18 protein-coding genes and 2 tRNA genes are annotated in these 25,431 nt (G+C 64.8%); 4 read left to right on the plus strand and 16 right to left on the minus strand.

Features of this window, described 5'->3' with window-relative positions:
• Positions 1-44: 44 nt before the first annotated feature.
• On the minus strand, positions 45-2,987 hold the full coding sequence (locus tag FHG09_RS05400; RefSeq protein WP_227492555.1) for an Rne/Rng family ribonuclease: 2,943 nt from the start codon (positions 2,985-2,987) through the stop codon (positions 45-47).
• 301 nt (positions 2,988-3,288) lie between these two features.
• On the opposite strand from FHG09_RS05400, the gene FHG09_RS05405 reads away from it, so the two are divergent.
• A complete protein-coding gene (locus FHG09_RS05405; RefSeq protein WP_152346657.1) occupies positions 3,289-3,936 on the plus strand; it encodes a vitamin K epoxide reductase family protein in 648 nt (215 codons plus the stop codon).
• Between the two features lie 102 nt (positions 3,937-4,038).
• On the opposite strand, the gene ndk is transcribed toward FHG09_RS05405, so the two are convergent.
• The 6 genes from ndk to FHG09_RS05435 all read right to left on the minus strand — a co-directional run bounded on the left by ndk (position 4,039) and on the right by FHG09_RS05435 (position 11,993).
• Positions 4,039-4,458 carry a nucleoside-diphosphate kinase gene (gene ndk / locus FHG09_RS05410; protein ID WP_152346658.1) on the minus strand — a complete coding sequence of 140 codons (420 nt, stop codon included), beginning with the start codon at positions 4,456-4,458 and terminating at the stop codon, positions 4,039-4,041.
• A gap of 82 nt (positions 4,459-4,540) precedes the next feature.
• Entirely contained in the window at positions 4,541-4,906 is a 366-nt protein-coding gene (locus FHG09_RS05415) for a DUF4233 domain-containing protein (protein ID WP_152346659.1), read from the minus strand.
• Positions 4,903-6,348: a bifunctional folylpolyglutamate synthase/dihydrofolate synthase gene (locus FHG09_RS05420; protein WP_152346660.1), complete on the minus strand. Its 1,446-nt coding sequence runs from the start codon at positions 6,346-6,348 to the stop codon at positions 4,903-4,905. The genes FHG09_RS05415 and FHG09_RS05420 overlap by 4 nt, the downstream gene beginning before the upstream one ends.
• Positions 6,345-9,608, minus strand: a complete 3,264-nt coding sequence (gene ileS, locus FHG09_RS05425; protein ID WP_152346661.1) for an isoleucine--tRNA ligase — start codon at positions 9,606-9,608, stop codon at positions 6,345-6,347. The genes FHG09_RS05420 and ileS overlap by 4 nt, the downstream gene beginning before the upstream one ends.
• A gap of 300 nt (positions 9,609-9,908) precedes the next feature.
• Positions 9,909-10,664 carry an SDR family oxidoreductase gene (locus FHG09_RS05430; RefSeq protein WP_152346662.1) on the minus strand — a complete coding sequence of 252 codons (756 nt, stop codon included), beginning with the start codon at positions 10,662-10,664 and terminating at the stop codon, positions 9,909-9,911.
• A 63-nt stretch (positions 10,665-10,727) separates the two neighbouring features.
• Positions 10,728-11,993, minus strand: a complete 1,266-nt coding sequence (locus tag FHG09_RS05435) for an acyltransferase (protein WP_227492556.1) — start codon at positions 11,991-11,993, stop codon at positions 10,728-10,730.
• Between the two features lie 186 nt (positions 11,994-12,179).
• Here FHG09_RS05435 and valS point away from each other — a divergent pair, with 186 nt between their 5' ends.
• Positions 12,180-14,825, plus strand: a complete 2,646-nt coding sequence (gene valS / locus FHG09_RS05440) for a valine--tRNA ligase (protein WP_152346663.1) — start codon at positions 12,180-12,182, stop codon at positions 14,823-14,825.
• 249 nt (positions 14,826-15,074) lie between these two features.
• Positions 15,075-15,767, plus strand: a complete 693-nt coding sequence (locus FHG09_RS05445; protein ID WP_193627287.1) for an AIM24 family protein — start codon at positions 15,075-15,077, stop codon at positions 15,765-15,767.
• 307 nt (positions 15,768-16,074) lie between these two features.
• Here FHG09_RS05445 and FHG09_RS05450 read toward each other — a convergent pair whose 3' ends face one another.
• From FHG09_RS05450 to FHG09_RS05480, 7 genes are all read right to left on the minus strand, one after another.
• A complete protein-coding gene (locus FHG09_RS05450; RefSeq protein ID WP_152346665.1) occupies positions 16,075-17,361 on the minus strand; it encodes an MFS transporter in 1,287 nt (428 codons plus the stop codon).
• 12 nt (positions 17,362-17,373) lie between these two features.
• Positions 17,374-18,657 carry an ATP-dependent Clp protease ATP-binding subunit ClpX gene (clpX, locus tag FHG09_RS05455; protein WP_152346666.1) on the minus strand — a complete coding sequence of 428 codons (1,284 nt, stop codon included), beginning with the start codon at positions 18,655-18,657 and terminating at the stop codon, positions 17,374-17,376.
• Positions 18,658-18,852: 195 nt separating this feature from the next.
• Complete coding sequence (locus FHG09_RS05460) at positions 18,853-19,497, minus strand: ATP-dependent Clp protease proteolytic subunit (RefSeq protein WP_152346667.1); 645 nt, start codon at positions 19,495-19,497, stop codon at positions 18,853-18,855.
• 23 nt (positions 19,498-19,520) lie between these two features.
• The gene (locus FHG09_RS05465; protein WP_152346798.1) at positions 19,521-20,081 is read right to left on the minus strand and encodes an ATP-dependent Clp protease proteolytic subunit; all 561 of its coding nucleotides are present in this window, start codon (positions 20,079-20,081) and stop codon (positions 19,521-19,523) included.
• A gap of 240 nt (positions 20,082-20,321) precedes the next feature.
• Positions 20,322-21,686: a trigger factor gene (gene tig, locus FHG09_RS05470; RefSeq protein ID WP_152346668.1), complete on the minus strand. Its 1,365-nt coding sequence runs from the start codon at positions 21,684-21,686 to the stop codon at positions 20,322-20,324.
• Positions 21,687-21,898: 212 nt separating this feature from the next.
• Positions 21,899-23,305: a hypothetical protein gene (locus FHG09_RS05475; protein ID WP_152346669.1), complete on the minus strand. Its 1,407-nt coding sequence runs from the start codon at positions 23,303-23,305 to the stop codon at positions 21,899-21,901.
• 63 nt (positions 23,306-23,368) lie between these two features.
• A tRNA-Gly gene (locus tag FHG09_RS05480) sits at positions 23,369-23,442 on the minus strand.
• Positions 23,443-23,607: 165 nt separating this feature from the next.
• Here FHG09_RS05480 and FHG09_RS05485 point away from each other — a divergent pair.
• Positions 23,608-23,681: transfer RNA gene (locus tag FHG09_RS05485), tRNA-Pro, on the plus strand.
• A 79-nt stretch (positions 23,682-23,760) separates the two neighbouring features.
• On the opposite strand, the gene FHG09_RS05490 is transcribed toward FHG09_RS05485, so the two are convergent.
• Complete coding sequence (locus tag FHG09_RS05490; protein WP_152346670.1) at positions 23,761-24,873, minus strand: alcohol dehydrogenase catalytic domain-containing protein; 1,113 nt, start codon at positions 24,871-24,873, stop codon at positions 23,761-23,763.
• A 13-nt stretch (positions 24,874-24,886) separates the two neighbouring features.
• On the minus strand, positions 24,887-25,360 hold the full coding sequence (locus tag FHG09_RS05495; RefSeq protein ID WP_152346671.1) for a ribose-5-phosphate isomerase: 474 nt from the start codon (positions 25,358-25,360) through the stop codon (positions 24,887-24,889).
• Positions 25,361-25,431 lie beyond the last annotated feature (71 nt).

Below are 25,431 nucleotides of genomic sequence, written 5' to 3' on the forward strand. Positions count from 1 at the left end.
ATGACGTCGGCGGGGCTCTGTCGGTCTCAGAGAAGCGGAGGAGCTCAGTCGTCGCCGATGATGACGAACGAGGTCGGCAGCTGTTCCTGGCTGGGCTCGGCAGCCTTCTTCGCCGGTTCGCTCTTCTTCGCCGGGGTGCGCTTGACCGGCGCCGCGACAGCGACCTTGGTCTCGCTGTCCGCACCGATCATCAGCGGCAGGTCCTTCGGCTCGTCGGCGGCAGGCTGAGCTTCGGTTGCGTCCTTCTGCTCGGCCGCAGGATTCTGCTCTGCCGCCGGCGCCTGCTCGCCGCCGGTCGTCTGCTCACCGGATGACTCGGTCTGCGAATCGCCGCTGCGGTTCGAGCGCGACCGGCGCCGACCGCTGCGTGAGCGCGACCGGGACTTTCCACTCTCATCGCTGCTCGCCGAGTCGTCGGTGTGAGGCGGGGTGTCGGACTTCGCCTCGGTCGATTCGCTGCCGTCCTTCTTCAGAGTGGCCTTCGCGATCGCGGCGACGGCTGTCCGGGAAGCATCAGAAGACACGGCTTCCTCGGTCGATTCGGACTCGTTGTACTTGGACTTCGAACCGGAGTCACCGCGACGCTTGCGGTCACGGCGGTTGTCGTGGTTCGACGACCGGTTGCCCCGGTGACCCTTCGATCCGTCTTCTTCCGAACCCGGAAGCAGCAGTCCCCGTCCGGTGAGGTCCTCCCCGGCGCTGACCAGGGATTCGGCGAGTCCGGTGCCGATGCGCTTGCGCGTCATCTGCACGAGTCCCAGCGAAGTCACCTCGGCGACCTGATGCTTCGTCCGGTCGCGGCCGAGGCACTCGACGAGGCGGCGCACCACGAGATCGCGGTTGGATTCGAGCACCATGTCGATGAAGTCGACGACGATGATTCCGCCGATGTCACGCAGGCGGATCTGGCGGATGACCTCCTCGGCGGCTTCGAGGTTGTTGCGGGTCACCGTCTCCTCGAGGTTGCCTCCGGATCCGGTGAACTTGCCGGTGTTGACGTCGACGACCGTCATCGCTTCGGTGCGGTCGATGACGAGCGAACCGCCCGAGGGGAGATTCACCGTGCGCTGCAGCGCCTTCTGGACCTGCTCTTCGATCCGGTAGTGGTCGAAGATGTCCTTGTCCTCGTTGTAGCTGTGGACACGATCGAGCAGGTCCGGGGCCACGGACTCGACGTACTCGTGGATCGTGTTCCACGCACCGTCGCCGTCGATGACGAGCGAGCTGAAGTCCTCGTTGAAGACATCACGAATGATGCGCACGATCATGTCCGGCTCACTGTAGAGCAGCTGCGGCGCCAGCACCTTCGTCGACTTCGACTTCTTCTCGATCGTCTCCCACCGTTTGGCGAGACGTTCGACATCACGCGAGAGGTCGTCATCGGTGGCTCCCTCGGCGGCGGTGCGCACGATGACGCCGTTCGAATCACCGACGAGCTGCTTGAGCAGCTTCTTCAGGCGTGCCCGCTCGTTGTCAGGCAGCTTCCGCGAGATTCCGGTCATCGAATTGCCGGGCACGTAGACGAGGAAACGTCCCGGCAGAGAGATCTGACTGGTCAGACGGGCGCCCTTGTGTCCGATCGGATCCTTCGTCACCTGCACGAGCACGGCATCGCCGGGGCTCAGCGCGGTTTCGATGCGGCGTGCCTTGCCGTCCATGCCGAGGGCGTCCCAATTGACTTCACCGGCATAGAGCACGGCGTTGCGGCCCTTGCCGATGTCGATGAATGCCGCCTCCATGCTCGGCAGCACGTTCTGGACCTTGCCCAGGTAGACGTTGCCGATGAGCGAGGACTGCTGACGGTTCTCCTTGAGGTAGTGCTCGACCGCGATCCCGTCTTCGACGACGACGAGCTGAGTCTGGTCGCCGCTCTCACGCACAAGCATCGTGCGGTCGACGGACTCACGGCGAGCGAGGAATTCGGCCTCGGTGATGATGGGACGGCGACGTCCTGCCTCGCGGCCCTCCTTGCGGCGCTGACGCTTGGCTTCGAGACGAGTCGAACCCTTGAGCGAGGTGACCTCGTCGCGGTCTGTGCTGCGGGTGCGGGAGCGACGACGGCGGCGCCGGCGCGAACCGTCGTCGGAGTCGTCGTCACTGTCGTCGGAATCGGAATCGTCGGAGTCCTTGTGATCCGACTTCGAGTGTGAGTCCTCGGCGTGCGAATCGGCGGTCTGCTTCGATCCTCGATTGCTCGAACGCGATCCCCGCTTCGATGGCTTCGAGTCCTGGCTGTCGGCTGAGTCGGAAGAGTCGTCCTCGGGGTCCTTCGAGTCATCGGCGGAGTCCGAGGACTCGTCATGGGAGTCGTCGCGGTTGCGCGACCGCCGCCCACGGCCGCCCCGACGTCGGCGCGGACCGTTGGAGGACTCGTCCTCGTCGCTGTCGCCCTGGCTGTTCCGCTGAGTCGACGACGTGTCGTCATCGGTCTCTGGGGAATCGTCCCAGGCATCCTCGGAATCGTCGTCCTCGATCGTGACGGCCTCGGCGTGTTCGGCCTTCGGCACCTGAAAGATCAGGCCGCCGTCATAGGGCACCGCCGGGACGGTGCGAGGTTCGGGCGCGGCAGCCGTCGGAGCGGGGGCGGCGAAGGGATTGCGCGGGTCGAAGCTCGGCGCTGACTGCGCAGCCGCCGGGGCGTCATCCGAATCCTCTCCGTCATCGGAATCATCATCGTCGTCCTCGTCCTCTCCGCGGACGAACTCTTCGAAGACCAGCCCCCGATTGGCCACGGCGTCGCGTGCGGATTTCGGTCCGCCTCGGTCAGCGGCGGGTTCGTCGTCCTCGTCCTCGCTGTCATCGGCGTCGCCGATGCGCAGCGATTCGGCCGCCTCGGCGATGTCGTCGAGGCGTGCGCGCACGCTGTCGTCGACATCTTCGGATGCGGCGTCCTTGGCACCTGCCGACTGCTGCAGATTCGCGAGGTCCGCGAGAATGCCTTCGGTCGGATCTGTCGACTCTGTACCGTCGTTCGACGTATCGTTCATCAGTTCTCCCAGTCCGAAGACGCCGTCCACACCGTACGGATCTTCGGATCCTTGCATGGTCCAAAACGGACCGAAACCTGTGGATGGCACGTCCGGCTCGCGCTCAGCGCGTAGGCCTTCCGTGCTGCCTCATCTTGTTGTCGACCTGCGAGGTCATACCCTCGACTCGGTGGAGGCACTTCTCCTGCTCGGTGTGAGAACAGGTATCCGTCAGACCATTATGTCATAGAAGTGCCTCTGCGCTGAGGTTTCGTGAGGCGCGGGGTTTGCCGCGCGGGACGCGGCCAGGCATTCTTGAGGGGTGAACACCACGCTGACTCACTCCGATGACCTCGACACCGCTGATGCCACCTCGTCGTGGGTGCTCAGATCCGCTCCGTTCGGAATCTTCCTCATCATCGCCTCCGTCATCGGCTTCCTCGCTTCGTTCTCCCTGTCGGCGGAGAAGTACGAGAAGCTGGAGAACCCGGATGTCGTGCTCTCCTGTGATCTCAATCCGTTCTTCTCCTGCGGTTCGGTCATGGAGCATGCAGAAGCGGAGCTGCTGGGCTTTCCCAATCAGCTCCTGGGCGTTGCGGCGTTCGTCATCCCTCTGCTTCTCGGTGTGCTCATCCTGTCCGGGACCCGTCTGCCCCGGTGGGTGATGGTGGGGCTGAACATCGGGCTGGGCTGCGGTGTGGCGCTGGTGATGTTCCTGTTCTACGTCTCGATCTACAGGATCGGAGTCGGCTGCCCGTGGTGCATCGTCGTGTGGACCGTGACGATTCCGATGTTCATGGCCGTCACCGCCCGCAATGTGCTCACCGGCGCCTTCGGTCGGCGCGCCGCTGACAACGCCGTGCTGAGGGTCCTGGCGAAGGAGAACATCGCCCTGTCGGTGCTGTGGATGCTCATCATCTTCGCCTGCATCGTCGTTCAGTTCTGGGCATTCTTCTCCAATCTGCTCTGACCATCCGGATGCAGTGAGGGCGCCCCACCGTGTGGCAGGGCGCCCTCACTGATTCGACCGGCGCGGCTCGGTCATCGACTCGGCTCGGCCTTCTGTCGGATCTCAGCCTTCGGCCGGGTACCAGATTCCGATCTCGCGTTGGGCCGATTCGGTGGAATCGGATCCGTGGACGAGGTTCTTCTGCACCTTCTCACCCCAGTCGCGACCGAGATCGCCGCGGATCGTGCCGGGAGCAGCTGCCGTCGGGTCGGTGGCGCCGGCCAGGGACCGGAAGCCGGGGATGACGCCCTGTCCGGAGGCGATGATCGAGACGATCGGCCCTTCGGACATGAAGTCGACGAGCGGCTGGTAGAAGGGCTTGCCTTCGTGCTCGGCGTAATGGGCTGCCAGTTCGGCGGCGGTGGCCGAACGGAGATCCAAGGCGTCGATCGCATAGCCCTTGGCTTCGATTCGGGCCACGATCTGTCCGACGAGTCCGCGAGCGACTCCGTCGGGTTTGATGAGGATGAGCGTACGTTCCATTCCGGTCCTTCCAATGTCGTGTGGACGTCGGTCCACAGTCTACCCGGGCGCCGAAACGGGAACGCCTCGGCGCCGTCGGGGTTCAGCCTCGTGTTGCGACCTCGCGGTCGATGCGGGCCGACCAGTAGACGGCCGCCGCCCACAGGCCGATGAACAGCGCTGCGACGAAGAACATCGAGGTCAGCACGAAGCCGGAGGCCAGCAGCAGCACTTGGACGACCCAGCCGATGATCACACCGGGACGCTTCTCACCGATCCGCCGCGGCAGCAGGATGACGGCGATGATGGCCAACACTGCGATGACCGAGGCGCCGATGAGCAGCTGCGCCAAGGTCAGGGTCTGCGCTGACTTCACCGACAAGCCGAATGTCGTGAGCACGGCGAAGTAGACGACGACGAGTTCGCAGATGAGGATCGATCCGCAGAGCACGGGGTACTTGGATTTCATCCTTCCTCCCCTCGTCCGAGCAGCAGGCGCGCTTCGGCCACTGTGTAGATGGAGCCGGTGACGACGATCCCCGGACTCTTCGCATCGACGCTGTTGGCCAGGTCGATGGCCTTCATCAGTGCGGCATTGAGGTCGGAGGCGACGAGGACGGAATCCTCGTCGACCCACTCCCGGGCCGCCTCGGCGAGGTCCCCTGCCGGCAGCGCTCGGGAGTTGAGATTCTCGCTGACGACGAACACATCGGCGCTGCGATGCAGCTCTTCGATGACGCCGTCGCTGTCTTTGTCGGCAAGCATCGCCAGCACGATGACGACATAGTCGAAGTCGAACGCCTCGGCGAGGGTGTCGGCGAGCACATGCGCGGCGTCCGGGTTGTGGGCGCCGTCGACGACGACGCTCGGTCCCGTGCGCAGGAGTTCCGCGCGGCCCGGTGAGGTCACACGGGCCAGCCCCTCGGCCACCGTCTCCTGGTCGAGCGGCTTGTCTTCGGTTCCGAGGAAGGCTTCGGCCGCGACGATCGCGACCGCGGCATTGTGGGCCTGGTGATTTCCGTGCAGAGGCAGGAACAGGTCGGAGTAGACGTCTCTGCGGCCCTGGACGGTGATGAGCTGACCATCGACGGCACGTTCCCGGTCGAGGAGGCGGAAGTCGCGTTCCTCGGCGGCCAGTGGAACCTCACGGCGCGCCGCTTCCTCGTCGAGGACGGCCTGGGCGGCCTCGTCCTGGACAGCGGACACGGCGACAGGCTCCGGGGCCGGGCTCGGGTCGACGCTGCGATCGAGGATTCCCGCCTTGGTCGCGGCGATCTCCTCGATGGTGTCGCCGAGGAACGCCTGATGATCGAGACCGATCTTCGTGAACACGCACACCTGGGCATCGGCGACGTTCGTCGAATCCCATTGTCCGCCCATGCCGACCTCGGTGACGACCGCATCAACCGGAGCATCGGCGAAGACGGCGAAGGCCAGAACGGTCAGTGCCTCGAAGTAGGTCAGCTTCGCACGGCCTTCGGCTTCGAGCTGGGCATCGACGATATCGAGGTACGGGGCGATCTCGTCATAAATGCGCACGAAGGTGTGTGCGGACACGGGTGCCCCGTCCACGGAGATCCGCTCAGTCACCGAATGCAGGTGCGGACTGGTGAACCGGCCGACCCGCAGCTCATGAGCGGAGATGAGCGAATCGATCATCCGCGCCGTCGACGTCTTCCCGTTCGTGCCCGTGATCGTGATCGTCGGGGCGGCGGTGTGGATGTCGCCGAGGACCTCGCACGCCCGCCGCGTCGCGTCGAGCCGGAGCTCGACCTGCGTCTCCCCCGCCCGCGCCAGCAGCAGGGCGTAGACCCGGGCGAGTTCGGCACGCGTCGCCTCGTCGACGACGGGTTCGGTCACAGCATCATCCGCTGTCTGCGCATCGTCGGCGGAGTCATCGGTGCCGGTCATGCCCGCTTCACCGCCAGACGGGTGCCGCCGGGGAGCTCCTCGGGGCTGAAGACCTCGGCATCGGCCGCGACCGGGCCGAAGTTCAGAGTGGTCGTCAGGGTCTCACCGGCGATGAGGTCGATGTGAGGCTCGAGCGCGGCGACCACGTCGGTGCCGGCTTCGACGGTGACGGCGATCCGGTCGGAGATGTCGAGATCGAGCTGCTTGCGGATGCCCTGGATGGCGCGCACGGCATCACGTGCCATGCCCTCGGCCTCGAGCTCGGGTGTGACCCGCGTGTCGAGGGCAAGGAAACCGGAGTCGAGAGCCGCGAGCTCCATGCCCTCGGTACCGGATTCGGCCACGGATTCGAGGGTGTACTCGCCGTCGACGAGTTCGATTCCGCCGCTGACGACGGTCCCGTCGGTGACGGACCAGTCGCCGGACTTCGAGGCCTTGATGACCTGCTGAACCTGTTTGCCCAGACGGGGTCCGGCGGCACGAGCGTTGACGACGAGATTCTGCGACAGGGAGAATCCGGCGGCCTCCGCCTCGGCGACGTCGAGGACCTCGACGGTACGCACATTGAGCTCATCGGCGATGATCTCGGTGAAGTCGGAGCTCAGGTCCGTGTCGGTGGCGACGGTCAGCTGCGACAGCGGCAGGCGCACCCGCAGTTGGTTGGCCTTGCGCACCGAGGAGGCCGTTGAGCAGATATCGCGGGTGAGATCCATTGCCGCAACGAGGTCGGCGTCGGCAGGGAATGCCTCGGCGTCCGGGTAGTCGGCCAGGTGCACCGACCGCTGCCCGGTCAGTCCGCGGTAGATCTCTTCGACCGTGAACGGCAGCAGGGGTGCGGCCACACGGCAGAATGCCTCCAGACAGGTATAGAACACGTCGAAGGACTCATGCGTGTCGGTGCCGCCGTCCCAGAACCGGCGACGCGAACGACGCACATACCAGTTCGTGATCATATCGAGGTAGCTGCGCACGAGTTCGCATGCCGCCCAGATGTCCAGGCCTTCCATCGCCTCGGCGAACTCGGTGATGAGGTCGTGCGTCTTGGCCAGGAGGTACCGGTCGAGGACCTGGGACGAGTCGTAGCGGGACTGTGCCTGGTAGCCGGTCTTCTCCCCCGCCGGACCATCGGCCGCGTTGGAGTAGGTGGCGAAGAACTGCCATGTGTTCCACAGCGGGAGCACGACCTGACGGACACCGTCGCGGATGCCCTGTTCGGTGACGACGAGGTTGCCGCCGCGCAGGATGGACGAAGCCATGAGGAACCAGCGCATGGCATCCGAGCCGTCGCGGTTGAAGACTTCGTTGACGTCGGGGTAGTTGCGCAGGGACTTCGACATCTTCTGCCCGTCGGAGCCGAGCACGATGCCGTGGGAGATGCAGTTCGTGAATGCGGGACGGTCGAAGATCGCTGTGGCCAGCACGTGCAGCAGGTAGAACCAGCCGCGGGTCTGTCCCACGTATTCGACGATGAAGTCGGCTGGGAAGTGGTTGTCGAACCATTCGGAGTTCTCGAACGGATAGTGCACCTGGGCGTAGCTCATCGACCCGGAGTCGAACCATACGTCGAAGATCTCCGGGATGCGCTGCATCACCGACTTTCCGGTGGGGTCGTCCGGGTTCGGGCGGGTGAGGTCATCGACCCACGGGCGGTGGAGGTCGACGTCTCCGGAGTCGTTGCGCGGCAGACGTCCGAAGTCGGCTTCGATCTCGGCCAGGGAACCGTAGACGTCGGTGCGCGGGTAGGCCGGATCGGAGGAGATCCAGACGGGGATCGGCGACCCCCAGAAGCGGTTGCGCGAGATCGACCAGTCGCGGGCGTTCTCGAGCCATCTGCCGAACTGTCCGTGCTTGACGTTGTCGGGCACCCAGTTGATCTGCTCGTTGAGTTCGACCATGCGGTCCTTGAACTCGGTGACGCGGACGAACCAGGAGGACACCGCACGGTAGATCAGCGGGTTGCGGCAGCGCCAGCAGTGTGGGTAGGAGTGTTCGTAGGATTCGTGGCGGACCAGCAGCGCACTGCGCGATTCCATCGGACCGGTGTGGTTGCGCAGGTCCTTGATGATGGCCTTGTTCGCGTCGAAGACCTGCTGGCCGGCGTAGTCGGGAACGGTCGTGTCGAAGCGACCGGCGTCGTCGACCGGACGGGCGGCGGTGATTCCGTAGGAGTCGGTGAGTTCCTTGTCCTCTTCGCCGAAGGCCGGCGACTGGTGGACGATTCCGGTGCCGTCTTCGACGGTGACGAAGTCCGCGGCGAGGATCGTGTGCATGTTCTCGCCGAATTCCGACTGCGCGCCCTCGAAGTAGGGGAAGGGAGGCTCGTAGGCGGCACCGACGAGTTCGCTGCCGGGGAAGGAGCGCAGGATCTGCGGTTCCGCACCGAGCTCACGGGCGTAGGCGCCCAGGCGCGCCTCCGCGAGGATGAGGGTCTTGCCCTGCAGCTCCTCGGCACCATCGGCGCCGGGAACCACAGCGACCAGCGGGATCTCCGGGTTGACGGCCACGGCCTGGTTCGACGGAACCGTCCACGGGGTCGTCGTCCAGATGAGGACCCACTCGTCGGCGTCCTTGAGTTTGTATCCGAGGGTCACTGCCGGGTCCTGACGCATCTTGTACACGTCGTCGTCCATGCGCAGCTCATGGTTCGACAGTGGCGTCTCGTCCTTCCAGCAGTAGGGAAGGACACGGTAGCCCTCATAGACCAGGCCCTTGTCCCAGAGCTGCTTGAACGCCCAGATGACGCTCTCCATGTATTCGACGTTGAGCGTCTTGTAGTCGTTGTCGAAGTCGACCCACCGGCCCTGACGGGTGACGTACTCTTCCCATTCCTGCGTATAGCGCAGGACCGAGGAGCGGCAGGCGTCGTTGAAGGCGGCCAGACCCATGCGGCCGATCTCGGACTTGTCGGTGATGCCCAGCTGACGCTCGGCTTCGAGCTCGGCGGGCAGACCGTGGGTGTCCCAACCGAACCGGCGGTCGACCTTCTTGCCCCGCATCGTCTGGAAGCGGGGGACGACGTCCTTGACGTAGCCGGTGAGCAGGTGGCCGTAGTGCGGCAGCCCGTTGGCGAAGGGAGGACCGTCGTAGAAGACGAACTCGTTCTCACCGTTCTCGCCTGCCTCCCGCTGGGCGATCGAGGCTTTGAAGGTGTCGTCTTCCTGCCAGTAGCGCAGCACAGCGTCTTCGATGGCAGGGAAGTTCGGGGAACTGGAGAGTCCGAACGTCGAGGTCGAAACCTTGGGATAGAGAGGCTGGGTCATGAGCGTCCTTCTGGGTCACTGCGGTCACTGTCACGAGGACGACAGTCTGCCGCGGTACCACCTCGCTTATCCGCATCCCGACCGGTTCGGGTCAGTCTGCGGATCGCTCATTGACTTAGACGATGACGGATCCACCCGTCCGGGTCTACTGAGAACTCAGCGCTTGGGACGCCTGCTCCGTTCTTCCGGATGCTCCCCGGTGATGGCCGGATCGATGCATGACAATCGTATACCGTCGACTCCGCCCGAGACCACCCGGCAGGCACTCGCCGAGGCGGCCCCGGCAGGAGCCGTGAGTGCTCACAGCCCCCGGTTGCGGGCGACCTTGTGCTGAGCGGCCTGGGCGATGGGCCGGATGACCATGAGATCGACGTTGAAATGGTGGGGCCGGGTGAGCGTGTACACGACGGCGTCGGCGACGTCGCCGGCGGTCAGCGGGTTCTCGACCCCGTCGTAGACCTTCGCGGCTTTCTCCTCGTCTCCGCCGACGCGTTTGTAGGTGAACTCATCGGTGGCGACCATTCCCGGGGCGATCTCGATGACGCGAACGGGTTCGCCGGCGAGTTCGAGTCGCAGGGTCGCCGCCATCGAGTGGGTGCCGTGCTTGGCTGCGACGTAGCCGCCGCCGCCTTCATAGGCCTGATGGCCCGCGGTCGAGGACATGACGACGATGTCCCCGCGACCGGAGTCGATGAGAGCCGGCAGCAGAGCCTTGACGACCCGCAGGACACCGAGGACGTTGATATCGAACATGTCGCGCCATCCGTCGACCGATGCCTCGGCGACGGTGTCGGTTCCGAAGGCGGCACCGGCGTTGGCCACGAGCGAGTGGACGGCTCCCCCGGCCAGCACCTGATCGGCCATGGATGCCACGGCGGCGTCATCGGTGAGGTCAGCGACGATGTAGTCGGCTCCGGTCTCCTCGGCGAGTGCCTTGAGCTTGTCCTCACGGCGGGCCACAGCCACGACGTCCCAGCCCTGTTCACGCAGCTGCCTGACCGTGGCGGCGCCGATTCCGGAACTCGCTCCGGTGACTACTGCTCTGAGAGTGTCCATCTGTGTTCTCCTCTGTCGGGGTTGCCAATCGGGATCGGGTCGCGGGGACGCCCTGTTCGGAATTCAGTCTACGGAGTTCGGCTCGCGACCGGGAGCGGTGTCTTCGCGGTCGAGATCGACGTCGACCGGTCGGCTGCGGTCATGATCGGGCGGGGCGAAGGCGGCCTCGGCCGGAGTCGTCGGCGTGCTCGGCCGGGAGTTCTTCGCGCTCGGTGGGGAGTTCCCCGCACGCGGGCGGGACTCGTCCGCGCTCGGTCGAGGATGCCGATTGCGGGGTCCGCCTTCGCCGAAGACGGCTCGGAAGCCGGGAATCTTCACAGCCAGCCAGGTGATGGCGGCGCAGACGATCGCGTACGCAATCGGCATGATGACGGCGTGGAGGAGGACACCGGGGACGGTGGTCGGCAGACCCATGGCATTGCGCAGCGGGTAGAGCAGCAGCGGATGGAGGAGGAACACACCGAAGGAATACGGGTAGAAGCGATGCAGGAGCCCGAACCCGGACCGCATATGGAAGTGCAGGAGCAGGTAGGCGGACATGGAGGCGAGGACGACTCCGGGGGCGAGGTATTCGTAGGGGAACATCCAGGGTTTCTCACCGGGTCCCAGACCGGCCCACACGGCAGTTCCGGCGATCGCGACGATGAGGCTCGCCCAGGCCAGGACGGCGCCCCTGACAGACAGGACGACATCGCGCAGCACCCAGCCGAGGATGTAGAAACCGGCCATCGGCAGGAACCGAGTGGCGATATTGGCTTCGCCGACATCGAAGATCATCGACACCCATTGGTCGGCCATGCCGATGCCGAGGAAGATCAGGCCGGTCCCCCACTGCAGCCGACGGGAACCGTGGACGCTGAGGAGGCGGAAGAAAGGCGTGAGCAGGGTCAGTCCGGCGAGGACGTAGAGGAAGTAGAGCTGCACGAAGGGGGACCCGGTGAGGATCGCAATGCCCGGATTCCATGTTTCGTCGTCCGGCTGCAGATAGAAGCGACGGAACAGAACGTAGACGACGGTCCAGAACACCAGGGGGATGCCGATGCGCCAGACCCGCTTGGACAGGAACTTCCGCGGTTTGCCGCCCCGGTCGGGATCGAGCGCCAGCGCACCGGAGATCATGATGAATACGGGCACCGACCACCGGCAGGCCGAATCGATGGCGTTGGCCAGCCACCAGTCGGGACCCATGCCCGCGAAGTTCTCTTCGACGACGGTGCCCAGGGAATGGATGGTCACGACGGCGATGATCGCGATCGTCCGAGCCGGATTCATCCACGCGGTCGACGTGGGCGGCGGATTCTCTGTCGGAATTCTGTCCAAGTGCGCCATGCGACCATAATCTCATTGCCTGCGGCGAAAACGTCTCACCACGTCTTCAGAGTGTGACACGGCCCACCTCGTCGACCGAGGCGAACCGAGGCACGAGTGCTCCTTTCACTGTCCGGCGAGGTTTCGCGCGGTCGCGGGTGCGAACCGGTTTGGCCGATCGCGAACCGGGTGAGAAAATCAGCAACTATGAACACACCTGCCTTTTCGGACTCGACGCACGAGTCAGTGAACCTGCCTGAGAAGCCGGCCCTCGAAGGCCTGCGGGACAAATGGGACGCCGCGTGGAGCGAGCAGAACGTCTACGCCTTCGACGTCGACACCGATCGTGAGCAGGTCTACTCGATCGACACTCCCCCGCCGACCGCCTCGGGGTCGCTGCACGTCGGGCACGTGTTCTCGTATACGCAGACCGACATCATCGCCCGCTACCAGCGGATGAGCGGCAAGAACGTGTTCTACCCGCTCGGCTGGGACGACAACGGACTGCCGACCGAACGCCGGGTACAGAACTACTACGGGGTCACCTGCGACCCCAGCAGGCACTACGATCCGGACTTCGTGCCGCCGGAGAAGGCTCCGAAGAATTCGCGCGACTTCGTCAAGGTCTCCCGCCAGAACTTCATCGAACTGTGCGAGAAGCTCTCTGCGGAGGACGAGAAGGTGTTCGAGGATCTCTTCCGCTCCACCGGTCTGTCCGTGGATTGGAAGTACACGTACCGCACGATCGATGATGATTCGCGGGCCGTGAGCCAGCGGGCCTTCCTCACCGATCTCGAAAACGGCCACGCCTACTCCCAGGACGCCCCGACCATGTGGGACGTGACCTTCGGCACCGCAGTGGCTCAGGCCGAACTCGAGGACCGAGAGCGCGAAGGCGCCTATCACAAGGTGAAGTTCTTCCCCGAGGGCACTGACGGCCTGGCCGACACTTCGGCGGAGCCGATCATCATCCTCACCTCCCGCCCGGAGCTCATTCCCGCCGTCGTGGCGCTCGTCGCGCACCCCGACGATGAACGCTATGCCTCCCGGTTCGGGACGAACGTCGTCTCGCCTCTCTTCGGCGTCAGCGTCGAGATCCGAGCGCATGAGCTTGCGAAATCAGACAAGGGCACGGGCATCGCCATGGTCTGCACCTTCGGCGACCTCACCGATGTGACCTGGTGGCGAGAACTCGATCTGCCGACCCGGGCGGTGATCAACCGCGGCGGCCGCCTCAACCTCGAAGTGCCGGAGTGGATCGCCGACTCGCCGAAGTCCGAGGCGAAAGCCAACTACGAGGCGCTGGCCGGAAAGACCACGTTCTCTGCCCGCAAGGACATTGCGCAGATGCTCATCGATTCCGGTGACCTCATCGGTGAGGTCGAGCCGATCACCCACCCCGTCCCGTTCTACGAGAAGGGCGACAAGCCGCTGGAGGTCGTCACCAGCCGCCAGTGGTACATCCGCAACGGCGGTCGTTCGGCCGAGCTGCGGGATGCGCTCATCGCGCGCGGCCGAGAGATCGAATGGCATCCGTCATACATGCGCTCCCGCTATGAGAACTGGGTGGAGAACCTGCACGGCGACTGGCTGGTCTCCCGGCAGCGTTTCTTCGGTGTCCCCATTCCGCTGTGGTACCGCCTCGACGCCGACGGTCAGCCCGATTACGAGAATCCGATCGTTCCCGAATCGCTTCCCTGCGATCCCATCGCCGAGGCTCCTGCCGGCTTCACCGAGGACCAGCGCGATATGCCCGGAGGGTTCACCGCCGACCCGGACGTGCTCGACACCTGGGCGACGTCGTCGCTGACTCCGCAGCTGCTCGGGGGCTGGTCGCGGGATCAGGAGTTCTTCTCAAAGGTCTTCCCGTTCGACCTGCGCCCGCAGGGACACGACATCATCCGCACCTGGCTGTTCTCCACCGTCGTCCGAGCGAACTCGCTCAATGACGCGGCACCGTGGAAGCATGCCGGCCTCTCGGGCTGGATCCTCGATCCGGACCGGAAGAAGATGTCGAAGTCGAAGGGCAACGTCGTGGTGCCTTCGGACATCCTCAGCGAGGCGAAGCCGGGATACGGCCCCGACGCGGTCCGCTACTGGGCTGCCAGTGCGAAGCTCGGTGCCGACACCGCCTATGACGTCACACAGATGCAGATCGGCCGCCGCCTGGCCATGAAGCTGCTCAATGCCTCGAAGTTCGCTCTGGCTCAGGGCGTGCACGCCGGGCTCATCGGTCAGCTCGGCGCCGTCACACACGATCTCGACCGAGCGCTGCTGGCGAAGCTGGCCGACGTCGTCGAACAGGCCGGAACACATATGGCCGCCTACGACTACGCTCATGCTCTGCGTGTCTCCGAGAGCTTCTTCTGGGAGTTCACCGACGATTACGTCGAGCTCGTCAAGGATCGCTCCTATGGCGCTTCGGGCACCGAGGACCAAATGTCCGCGCACGTCACCCTGGCCACGGCCCTCGACGTCCTGCTTCGTCTCTTCGCACCGTTCACACCGTTCGTCACCGAAGAGGTCTGGTCATGGTGGCGCAGAGGTTCGGTCCACCGTGCCGCGTGGCCGGCCGATGAGGCGCTGAGCCACCCGGGCTCGTCCGTCGCTCCCGAACTGCTGGCGTCGGTGGCTGCGGCGCTGACCGAGATCCGCCGCACGAAGACCGAGGCCAAGGTCTCGCAGAAGACGGAGGTCGCCTCGGTGACCATTCAGGCCCCGGCTTCGGTCGTCTCGGCGATCAAGGCCGCCGAGGGAGACCTCAAGGCCGCAGGTCGCATCGATTCCCTGGTGACAGAGGAAGCCGGTGAGGAGATCACCATCGCCGAGATCAGCTTCGTCGAACAGAGCTGAACTGACAACGACAGGGCTGAACTGACAACGAACGGGATCTCCGGGAGAGTCTGAGACCGGGATGGTCCCGGATGAGCCCCACGGCTCCCCTTTCTTCGCATGGTCGGAGGAAGGGCAGCAGTGGGGCTCTTCGCATGTTCCGGAACGGACACACGAATTGTCCGGCTTTCGCGGTCTCTCCCCCGTAATATGGTTGTCGACAAACGAAGAAGCACTGATGTCTTTCCTGATCGAAAGGCCCCCGGGACCGTGAGAAGCGAACTCTTTTCCAAGCGCAATGCCGAGATCCAGAACCAGGAGCGGTGGACCCTCCAGTCGAACAAGATGCTGCGTTCGGTGGTCACGCCGAACGCTCCGATGATCGCCACCAAGGGCGCCATGGTCGCCTACCAGGGAGATGTCCACTTCACCCACCAGGGTTCGAAGTCGGTCGGTCAGTTCATGAAGAAGGCCGCCACCGGCGAGGGCGGCAATGTCATGCGCGTCGAGGGACACGGAGAGGTCTTCTTCGCCCGGGAGGCCTCGAACATCTTCATGATGGCTCTCGAGGGACCACAGGACGCGCTGACCGTCAACACCGCGAATCTGCTCGCCTTCGACGATGCTCTCAACTGGGAGATCAGACGCATCAAGGGCGGTGTCGGTGCGATGGTCAGCGGCTCGGGACTGTTCAACCTCGAGCTTGCCGGACAGGGGACTGCGGCCATCTGCTGCAAGGGCGAGCCCATGCTCCTCGACTGCTCGCAGCAGCCGACCTTCGTCGACCCGCAGGCCGCCGTGTGCTGGTCCTCTGCACTGGCCCCGCAGATCAAGACCGATGTCAGCGTCGGCACGTTCTTCGGCCGCGGTTCCGGCGAGTCCGTGCAGCTGGCCTTCCACGGCCCCGGCTTCGTCGTCGTCCAACCTGCGGAGAACGCCGTCTACTCGGCCGCCACGAGCTGACAGCACTCCTCTGACACGCCCCGCCCTGCTGATGTGACGGCGAGCCGGAGGCGCCGTCGTCTCTGGCCCACCGGCGTCGACGGTGCATCCCGCACCTGCCCTGGCACACTGCCCTGCTGCAACGAGGTGTTTTGGGAGAACCGGTGAGTGATGCCCAGGTACCGGGAGGCTATGCCACCAGCAGGGCGACAAAAGCGCATCGATGAGTGATGCTCAACCAGTCGGGAGTGATGCTCATTCAGACGGTGAGCAGCGGCACGTGATGCTTCGTCACCAGCAAGGTCGAGTCTCGGGTCTTGCCGGCGGTTCAGGCTGTGGGGACGGTATGCTCGCGGCCGCCGCGCTCGACTCGGTACTTACGGAAAGTCGGAAAGATCGCGGCACAGGCGAGTACGAGGACGACGACCGCGATCCCGCCACCCGCCGAGGCGACCGTGGTGTCAGTGACGGCCGCGACGGAGCCGTGGAGAACGTCCGCGATACGAGGTCCGCCGGCCACGACGACGATGAACACGCCCTGCATCCGACCGCGCATCGCATCGGTGGCCGCCTCTTGGAGCATCGTCTGCCGAAACGCTCCGGAGACGATATCGGCTCCGCCACCGAGAGCCAACGCGCTCAAGGCGATGACAAGTGCGGTCAGCCAGAAGCCGGTCGCGAGTTCGAGAGACAGGCCGAAGACCGTCATGGCCGCACCCCAGACAGCGATTGCGACGATGACAGCGAGACCTTGGCGCTGCACTCGTGAGACCCAACCGGAGAAGATTCCCGCGAGGGCGCTGCCGCCGGCCAGTGCGGCAAAGAGCAGTGAGAAGACGATGCCGCCCTCGGGCGGGCCGTCGAAGGTCTCGGCGGCGATCTGCGGGAAGAGTGCCCGCGGCATTCCGAAGACCATCGCAATGATGTCGACAAGCAGCGAGACCAGGACGACGGTGTTCGTCCTCAGATAGCGGAATCCGTCGACGATGCCTTTGAATCCCGATCTCGTGTCGGGCTGTTTCTGCGGAAGCAGCGAAGGCAGCCGAATCACTGCGTAGAGCGTGGCGAACAGGAACACGGCGTCGATGACGTAGAGCATCTGGTACCCGAACAGCGGGATCAGAGCCCCGCCGAGGACGGGCCCGACGACGGCGCCCAATGTCATCACGGTCATATTCAGCGAATTCGCTGCAGGCAGCAGTTCGAGCGGAACGATCGACGGTATCAAGGCGCCCTTCGCAGGCTGATTGAGACCGAAGAACGCCTGCTGCATGGAGAACACCGACAGCAGCAGCCAGACATTGTCGATGCTCAGCACCGCAAGGAGCGCAAGCATCGCACTGGTGACGATCAGACCGGCGGTCGAGATCACGAGCAGCCTGCGCCGATCGATGACATCGGCCAGCGACCCGCCCCACAGCCCGAAGACGATGAGCGGAACCAGACCGAACCCACCGGCGAGGCCGACATAGCCGGAGGACCCGGTGATATGGAAGATCTGCGCGGGAATCGCCACGACCGTCATCTGTGCACCGATGACGGTGACGATATTGGCCACCCACAGCCGCCGGAATGACGCGTAGCGCAGCGGGCGTGTGTCAGCCAGGAGTCTCATGCGTTACGAGACTCAGGCAGATTTCTTGTTCGTCCTGTTCCGTGACTTCGGCACGAGGGTCGGGGCGACATTGGATTCGACGACGTCCTTGGTCACGACCACCTCGGCGATGTCCTCACGTGAGGGCACATCGAACATGACCGGCTGCAGGACCTCTTCCATGATCGACCGCAGGCCGCGTGCACCCGTGCCGCGCAGAAGAGCGAGATCGGCGATGGCTTCGAGCGCCTCGGTCTCGAACGTCAGGGAGACGCTGTCGAACTCGAACATCCGCTGGTACTGCCTGACCAGTGCGTTCTTCGGTTCGGTGAGGATCGACATGAGCGCTGCCCGGTCGAGGTTCGATACGGTGGCCAGCACCGGCAGACGGCCGATGAATTCGGGGATGAGACCGAACTTGAGCAGATCTTCCGGCAGGATGTCCGCGTACAGGTCCTCTTCGTCGTTCTTCGACTGCAGCAGGGCGCCGAAGCCGATGCCGTGCTTGCCCTTGCGACCAGCGACGATCTCTTCCATCCCGGCGAACGCGCCGGCGACGATGAAGAGCACATTGGTCGTATCAATCTGCAGGAAGTCCTGGTGCGGGTGCTTGCGTCCGCCCTGCGGAGGAACCGAGGCCTGAGTGCCTTCGAGGATCTTCAGCAGTGCCTGCTGGACGCCCTCACCGGAGACATCACGGGTGATCGACGGGTTCTCCGATTTGCGGGCGATCTTATCGATCTCGTCGATGTAGATGATTCCGTGCTCGGCGCGCTGGATGTCGAAGTCCGCGGCCTGGATGAGCTTGAGCAGGATGTTCTCGACGTCTTCACCGACGTAGCCGGCTTCTGTCAGCGCGGTGGCATCGGCGACGGCGAAGGGGACGTTGAGCCGCTTGGCCAGAGATTGAGCCAGGTACGTCTTTCCCGAGCCGGTGGGCCCGACGAGCAGAATGTTCGACTTCGCGATCTCGACATCGGAATCGTCGCTGCCCAGCGTCTTCTCGTCGCCCGACTGCAGGGACCGGATGCGCTTGTAATGGTTGTAGACGGCTACCGACAGTGCCTTCTTCGCCGGTTCCTGACCGACGACGTATTCCTGGAGGAAGTCGAAGATCTCACGCGGTTTGGGCAGCTCGAGTTCGGCCTGCTCCGGGCTGGATTCGCTGAGTTCTTCTTCGATGATCTCATTGCACAGTCCGATGCATTCATCGCAGATGTAAACACCAGGTCCGGCGATGAGTTTCCGAACCTGCTTCTGAGACTTCCCACAGAAGTTGCATTTGAGCAGGTCTGCTCCGTCCGCACTGCGAGCCACTGTCACAACCTTTCGCCAGGACGCTTGGCCCCAACTCTACCGCTCGTGTTTCCTGTACCTCAATAGCTTCCCATACGTGGCTGACACGAGCCCCAGCCAAGCCTCGGTGTGTCGGAGGAAGGAACCGAGAACGGGTCCGCGCGATCGCAATCACACGAACCCGTACCCAGCGTTCCCCGGTCCTCCGACAGGTGATCAGTTCGCGTTCTTGCGCGAGGTGAGCACCTGGTCGACGAGACCGTAGTCCTTGGCCTGCTCGGCCGTGAGGAAGAGGTCGCGTTCGATGTCGTTCGAGATCTGCGAGGCCTCCTTGTTCGAGTGCTTGGCCAGAGTGCCCTCGAGCCATTCGCGCATCCGCAGCACCTCAGCGGCCTGGATTTCGAGGTCAGAGGCCTGTCCCTGACCCTGGCCCTGCATCGCCGGCTGGTGGATGAGCACGCGCGCGTTCGGCAGCGCCAGACGCTTGCCGGGGGTTCCGGCGGCCAGCAGCACGGCGGCAGCCGAGGCGGCCTGACCGAGGCAGACGGTCTGGATCTCCGGCTTGACGTACTGCATCGTGTCGTAGATGGCCGTCATCGCGGTGAATGAACCACCGGGCGAGTTGATGTAGAGGGTGATGTCGCGGTCGGGATCCTGCGATTCGAGGACCAGCAGCTGAGCCATGACATCGTCGGCGCTCGTGTCATCGACCTGCGCGCCGAGGAACACCACGCGGTCGTCGAACAGCTTGGTGTAGGGATCCTGGCGTTTGAAGCCGTACGGCGTCCGCTCTTCGAACTGCGGCATGACGTAACGCGCCTCGGGCATGTATCCGGCGGTCGAGCCGGCATTGAAGTTCATCGAGTTCATTCCTTGACTCCCACTCAGTTGTCGTTGACGTCGGACGCGCGGATGACCATCTTGTCGATGAAGCCGTATTCGAGCGCTTCTTCAGCGGTGAACCAGTGGTCACGGTCGTTGTCCTTGAGGATCTGCTCGAGCGACTTGCCGGTCTGCTGAGCGGTCAGTTCCGCCATCTGCTTCTTCATGTGCAGGATCAGCTCGGCCTGGATCTTGATGTCCGTGGCCGTGCCGCCGATCCCACCCAGCGGCTGGTGCATGAGGATGCGGGCGTGCGGGGTGGCATAGCGCTTGCCGGGGGTGCCCGATGACAGCAGGAACTGTCCCATCGAGGCGGCCATGCCCATGGCCACGGTCGAGACATCGGGCTTGATGTACTGCATGGTGTCGTAGATGGCCATTCCGGCGGTGACGGATCCGCCGGGCGAGTTGATGTAGAGCGAGATGTCCGCGTCGGGATCCTCGGCCGCCAGCAGCATCATCTGCGCGCAGATGGCGTTGGCGTTGTCGTCACGCACCTCCGAACCGAGCCAGATGATGCGCTCCTTGAGAAGACGATTGAAGATGTGGTCGTCGAGACCCATTCCCCCACCGGCGTCGAGGCCGACGGGAGCTGTCGTGTCGTATGCGCTCACGTTTCACTCCTGTGTTCTGTGGATGGCTTGTTATGGACTCTAACCGCTCTCCCCCGGGTTTTAGTCCGCGGCGAGGCCTGTGTTCGCCCTCAGCGTGATCGGGACCTGCGGATATGCAGAGACGGTGGGTACGGATCGTGATCCGTACCCACCGTCTCATCAGGATTCCACCGCCGAGGCGGCGCTCCCTCAGTTCTGTTCGGCAGCCTCTGCGGGCGCTTCGTCTGCGGCTTCCGCCGTCTGCTCGTCACCTTCGGCATCCGCGGCCTCGTCGTCACCGGCGGAGGTGAAGGCCTCCATGTCGACGACGTTTCCTGCGGTGTCCTTGACCGTGGCACCGGCGAGGACGGCGGCCAGAGCCTTGCGACGCGAGACCTCGCCGACCAGGGCGTTGACCTGGCCGGAGCTGTCGAGCATCTGGGCGAACTCGTTGGGGTTCATTCCGTACTGCTGCGAAGCGGAGATCAGGTACTCGATGAGCTCGGGCTGGCTGACCTCGACGTTCTCGGCTTCGGAGACGGCATCGAGGATGAACTGGGTGCGCAGGTTGCGCTCGGTCTCCTCGGTGACCTCCTTGCGGTGCTCGTCATCGTCCGAACGGCTCTCGGCTTCGAGGTGACGCTCGACCTCGTCGGTGACGACCTTGGCCGGGACCGGGACGTCGAGAGTCTCGATGAGGTGCTCGAGGACCTTGTCGCGCGCCTGGACGCCCTGCTCGGTCTCCTTGGACTTGGCGGCCTGGACGCGCAGGTCCTCACGCAGTTCGTCGATCGTGTCGAACTCGCTGGCCAGCTGGGCGAAGTCGTCGTCTGCCTCGGGCAGTTCGCGTTCCTTGACAGCACTCAGGGTGATCTTCACCGTGCCCTGTTCGCCGGCGTGGTCTCCGCCTGCGAAGGTGGTCTCGAAGGTGGTGGTCTCACCGGCGGAGAGTCCGTCGAGGGCTTCGTCCATGCCTTCGAGCATCGTTCCGGCGCCGACCTGATAGGAGATGTCGGACGCGGTGTCGATCTCCTCATCGTCGATGGTGGCGACGAGGTCGAGGGTGACGAAGTCGTCCTCGGCCGCGGGGCGGTCGACGGAGACGAGGGTTCCGAAGCGGGTGCGCAGCTGCTCGAGCTCGGCGTCCACATCGGCGTCGCTGACCTCGATCGGGTCGACCTCGATGTTGATCGTGTCGTAGGCAGGCAGTTCGACCGCGGGACGCACGTCGACCTCGACGGTGAAGCCCAGATCGCCGTCTTCGGTTCCGTCGAGACCGGGAACCTCGGAGATCTCGACCTCGGGCTGGCCCATCGGCTTGAGTTCGTGCTCTTCGACCGCGTTGCGGTAGAAATCATCCAGACCGTTGTTGATGGCTTCCTGGATCACAGCAGGACGGCCGATGCGCTGGTCGATGATGCGCGCGGGGACCTTGCCCTTACGGAAACCGGGGACGGTGACCTGGGCACCGATGGTCTTGTATGCCTCGTCGACGCTCGGCTTGAGTTCGGCGTATGGGACTTCCACGCTGATCTTGACCCGGGTGGGGTCGAGTTGCTCGACGGAGCTCTTCACAGTGTGACCTTTCAGATTCGACAGTCATGCATTTTCGGTCATCTCCGACCTGATCATCCGGGTTCGTGACCGCAAACGGCCATCTCACAGCCTGATCGGTCATCTCGTGACCTTAGAGGGAGCGAAAGTCCACGAATAGTTCGCGCACGTCCGCAAGACGCAATCACCTATGTTACGCGAAACCCCGCCCGTTACGCGAAACCGGGGTGATTTCACGAATCGGCTCCACCTCGGTGCCCGTAGAGCTCGTCGAGGGTGATGATGACGTTCGCCGCTGTCCATGACAGCGGGGCCACCGAGGCCGGGGTTCCGTCGTCGCTGATCTTCTCCGGCAGCGATCCCGCTCCGGTGCGGTGGCGCGAGAGCCAGTCGAGGATCGACTCGGCCTTCTCGCGCCGCCCGAGGCGCGCGAAGCCGAGGCCCATGAGCGAGGTCGACGGAGTCCAGCTCGAGCGGTCGATGATCCACCCGTGCCCGGGCTTGATGCCACCAGCCGGCTGTTCGAGCCGGTCCCAGACTCCGGCGAGGATGTCGGACTCGAGCGCATAGATCCCCTCCGTCGCATCCGGCACGAGTCCGGCAGCGGGCAGGTAGGCGATGGACGAATCGCTCCCGCCCGAGGTCGGGTAGCGCTGCATCCCGTTGGCACCGAAGGTCCGGGCGAAGGTGTCACGATAATCCTCGACGGCACGCCGGACCGTTTCCGCTCCCCCACCGAGGCGGCTCCACAGCTGCCCATCCGCCTTCGTCAGCACAGCAAGGGAGTTCATCCCGACCAGGGTCGGTCCGGCCAGGCCGAGAGTGACCTGTGACTCTCCGACCTCCCAATAGTCCGGGCCGACCGGGGGCAGGCTGCGACCGTGGGCGGTGAGGTCGAAGAGACGTCGGCTGGTCCGTCGCAGCAGATCATCGAGTTCGCCGAGGACGAACGGCGCGGCCGCCGTCCCGGAGTCGGCAGTCACTTCGGAGATGGCCCAGAGGACCAGGCCGAGCGAGTCGAACTGCGATTCGCGATCATCCGGCGCCATTCCCGTTCCCGGGTCGACCCGGGCCGCGAACGAACCGTCGACTGCCTGCACGGCCTGCAGGTGCCGAAGATGCCTCCAGGCCATCTCCTGCATGCCGACTCGGGCCAGGGCCACGGACACGAAGGCCGCGTCCCGTGGCCAGATGTAGCGCCAGGCGCCGACCCATCCGGCGACCGCGGCCGGCAGCTCGTCGCTGAGCACCCACAGGTCGAGCAGAGCCGCAACCCCGAGTTCTCGACGGTGCGCGGGCAGCGTTCCCAGCCACGGTTCGCACTGGTCGAGGAATTCCTGCTGCCTCCGCGCGGGGCCGGGATCGGCGAGGTTCGGCATGACTCGCGACCCGGCGGGCAGGTCCCGTGCGGATTCCCCGTCGAGAGCCTCTCTCACTCCGGAGCGAGTGTAGGCGGCCGTGACCGAGCGGACCGGGTCGGGTCGTCCTGCCTCGGCGAGGGCTGAAGCGATCGCCGCGCCGAGACCGATCGCACCGAACCCGGCGGCGGCGCCGGTCAGCAGTGCTCTCCGGCTGGGCCGCGCAGAGGCAGCCGCGGCTCGCGGGCGTCTGCCGCGGCAGGGTGGCCCTTCGGTGGTCATGAGGAGGATCATACCCGTCCGCATACGAGAAAACCGGCCTGATCAGGTGATCAGACCGGCCTGTGGAGGGGATGACGGGAATCGAACCCGCACCATCAGTTTGGAAGACTGAGGCTCTACCATTGAGCTACATCCCCGTGTTGCGAGTTCGACTATAGTCGAGAACTTCCTCGACCGCCAAATCGACATTCGGTGACCTGCGTCACCCTGCGGATCGCGGTGTGAAGTGTGTCGCATCGGCGGGTTTGCTCGATTCGCAAGGTGCAAGTCGCGACCCGGCTGTGGTTAGATAGGAGCCGTCGCGGGATGTGGCGCAGCTTGGTAGCGCATCTGTTTTGGGAACAGAGGGTCGCAGGTTCAAATCCTGTCATCCCGACAGACTCCAGCCGCCCGGGCCAGTTGGTCCGGGCGGCTTCTTCAATCCGCCGCAGGCCGGGCCGACGCCCGAGCTGCGGCTATTCCTCGAAGTCGATGACCTGCCGTATGACCGTTCCGTCGGAGAGCGCATCGAAGGCCGAGTTGAGATCGCGCAGCCTGATCGTGTCCGAGATGAGCTCTTCGACGGGCAGCTTGCCCTCCCGCCACAGCTGGGCATAGACCGGAATGTCTCGGCTGGGCACCGCCGAGCCGAGATAAGAGCCGACGACGGTCCGGGCCTCGGCGGTCAGGGTCACCGGGGTGATGTGGGACCACGCGTCCGGAGCGGGCAGTCCCACGGTCACCGTCGTCCCGCCGACGGCGGTGGCCGTGAACGCTGTCTCGAATGCGCGAGCATGTCCCACGCATTCGATGACGACCGGGGCCTTCCGGTCGCCAAGCTGCTCGGGAGTGAAGACCTCGGCGGCTCCGAGCTCCTTTGCCCGCACGAGCTTCTCGGGGTTCGCGTCGACGCCGATGACGCCGGCGGTCTCGATCGACAGGGCAGTGATGAGTGCGGCCATCCCGACCCCGCCGAGGCCGACGATCATCACTTCGTCGTCCGGTCCGGGTCGGCCGGCGTTGAGGACCGCTCCCCCGCCGGTGAGCACGGCGCAGCCGAGCACAGCGGCGATCGAGGCGGGGACATCGTCGTCGACGGGGACGACGGATGCGCGGTTGAGCACCGCGTGAGTGGCGAACACGGAGGCACCGAGGTGGTGGAGCACCTCGGTGCCGGTGTCGTCGTGGAGACGCACCTTGTGCCCGTCGAACGGCAGCGTCCCGGCGCCGTTCGTCGCACTGCCGGGGGTGCAGGGCAGTTTGCCGTCGGTGCGGCAGTTCGCGCATTCCCCGCACCGGGGCAGGAACACCGTGACGACCTGTTGGCCGATCTCGAGATCATCGACGCCGTCTCCGAGCTTCTCCACAACACCCGCACCTTCGTGTCCGAGCAGCATCGGCAGGGGTCGCGGCCGGTTCCCGTCGATGACAGAGAGGTCCGAGTGGCAGACCCCAGCGGCCCTCATTCGGATGAGCACCTCGCCGGGGCCGGGTTCGTCGAGCTCGAGGTCTTCGACCGACATCGGCTGCGACCGAGCGAACGGCCGGAGCCGGTCCATCTCTCGCAGCACGGCACCTCGGATCTTCACAGTGTTCTCCCCCTCACAGAGCCTGCTGGCCCTGTTCCTCGTAGTCGCCCATGATCTTGATGCGCCGTTCGTGGCGCTCATCGCCGGAGAACGGTTCGGCCAGGAAGGCGTCGACGATGGCGATCGCCTCGTCTTCGGGGTGCTGACGGGCACCGACGGCGACGATCTGGGCGTTGTTGTGCTGACGCGCCAGCTTCGCGATCTCCGGGTTCCAGGCCAGAGCGGTGCGCGCACCCTTGACCAGGTTCGCGGCCATCTGCTCACCGTTGCCCGATCCGCCGATCACGACGCCGAGGGCGTCGACTCCGGCGGCCTGATCATCGACGACGGCCTGGGCCGCGGCGATGCAGAACGCGGGGTAGTCATCCAGGGCGTCGAATTCGTGGGCGCCGTGGTCGACGACTTCGTGGCCGGCCGTCTCAAGGTGAGCTCTGAGGACCTCCTTGAATTCGAATCCGGCGTGGTCGGTGCCGAGGTGAACCTTCATGTGTCTGCCTTTCGCTGATCATCATCGGATCGTTCTGATGCTGTTTGCCGTACGTAGCGGTGAGGGGCCGG

The sequence above is a fragment of the Brevibacterium sp. CFH 10365 genome, from assembly GCF_009299785.1.
Classification (GTDB): Bacteria; Actinomycetota; Actinomycetes; order Actinomycetales; family Brevibacteriaceae; genus Brevibacterium; species Brevibacterium limosum.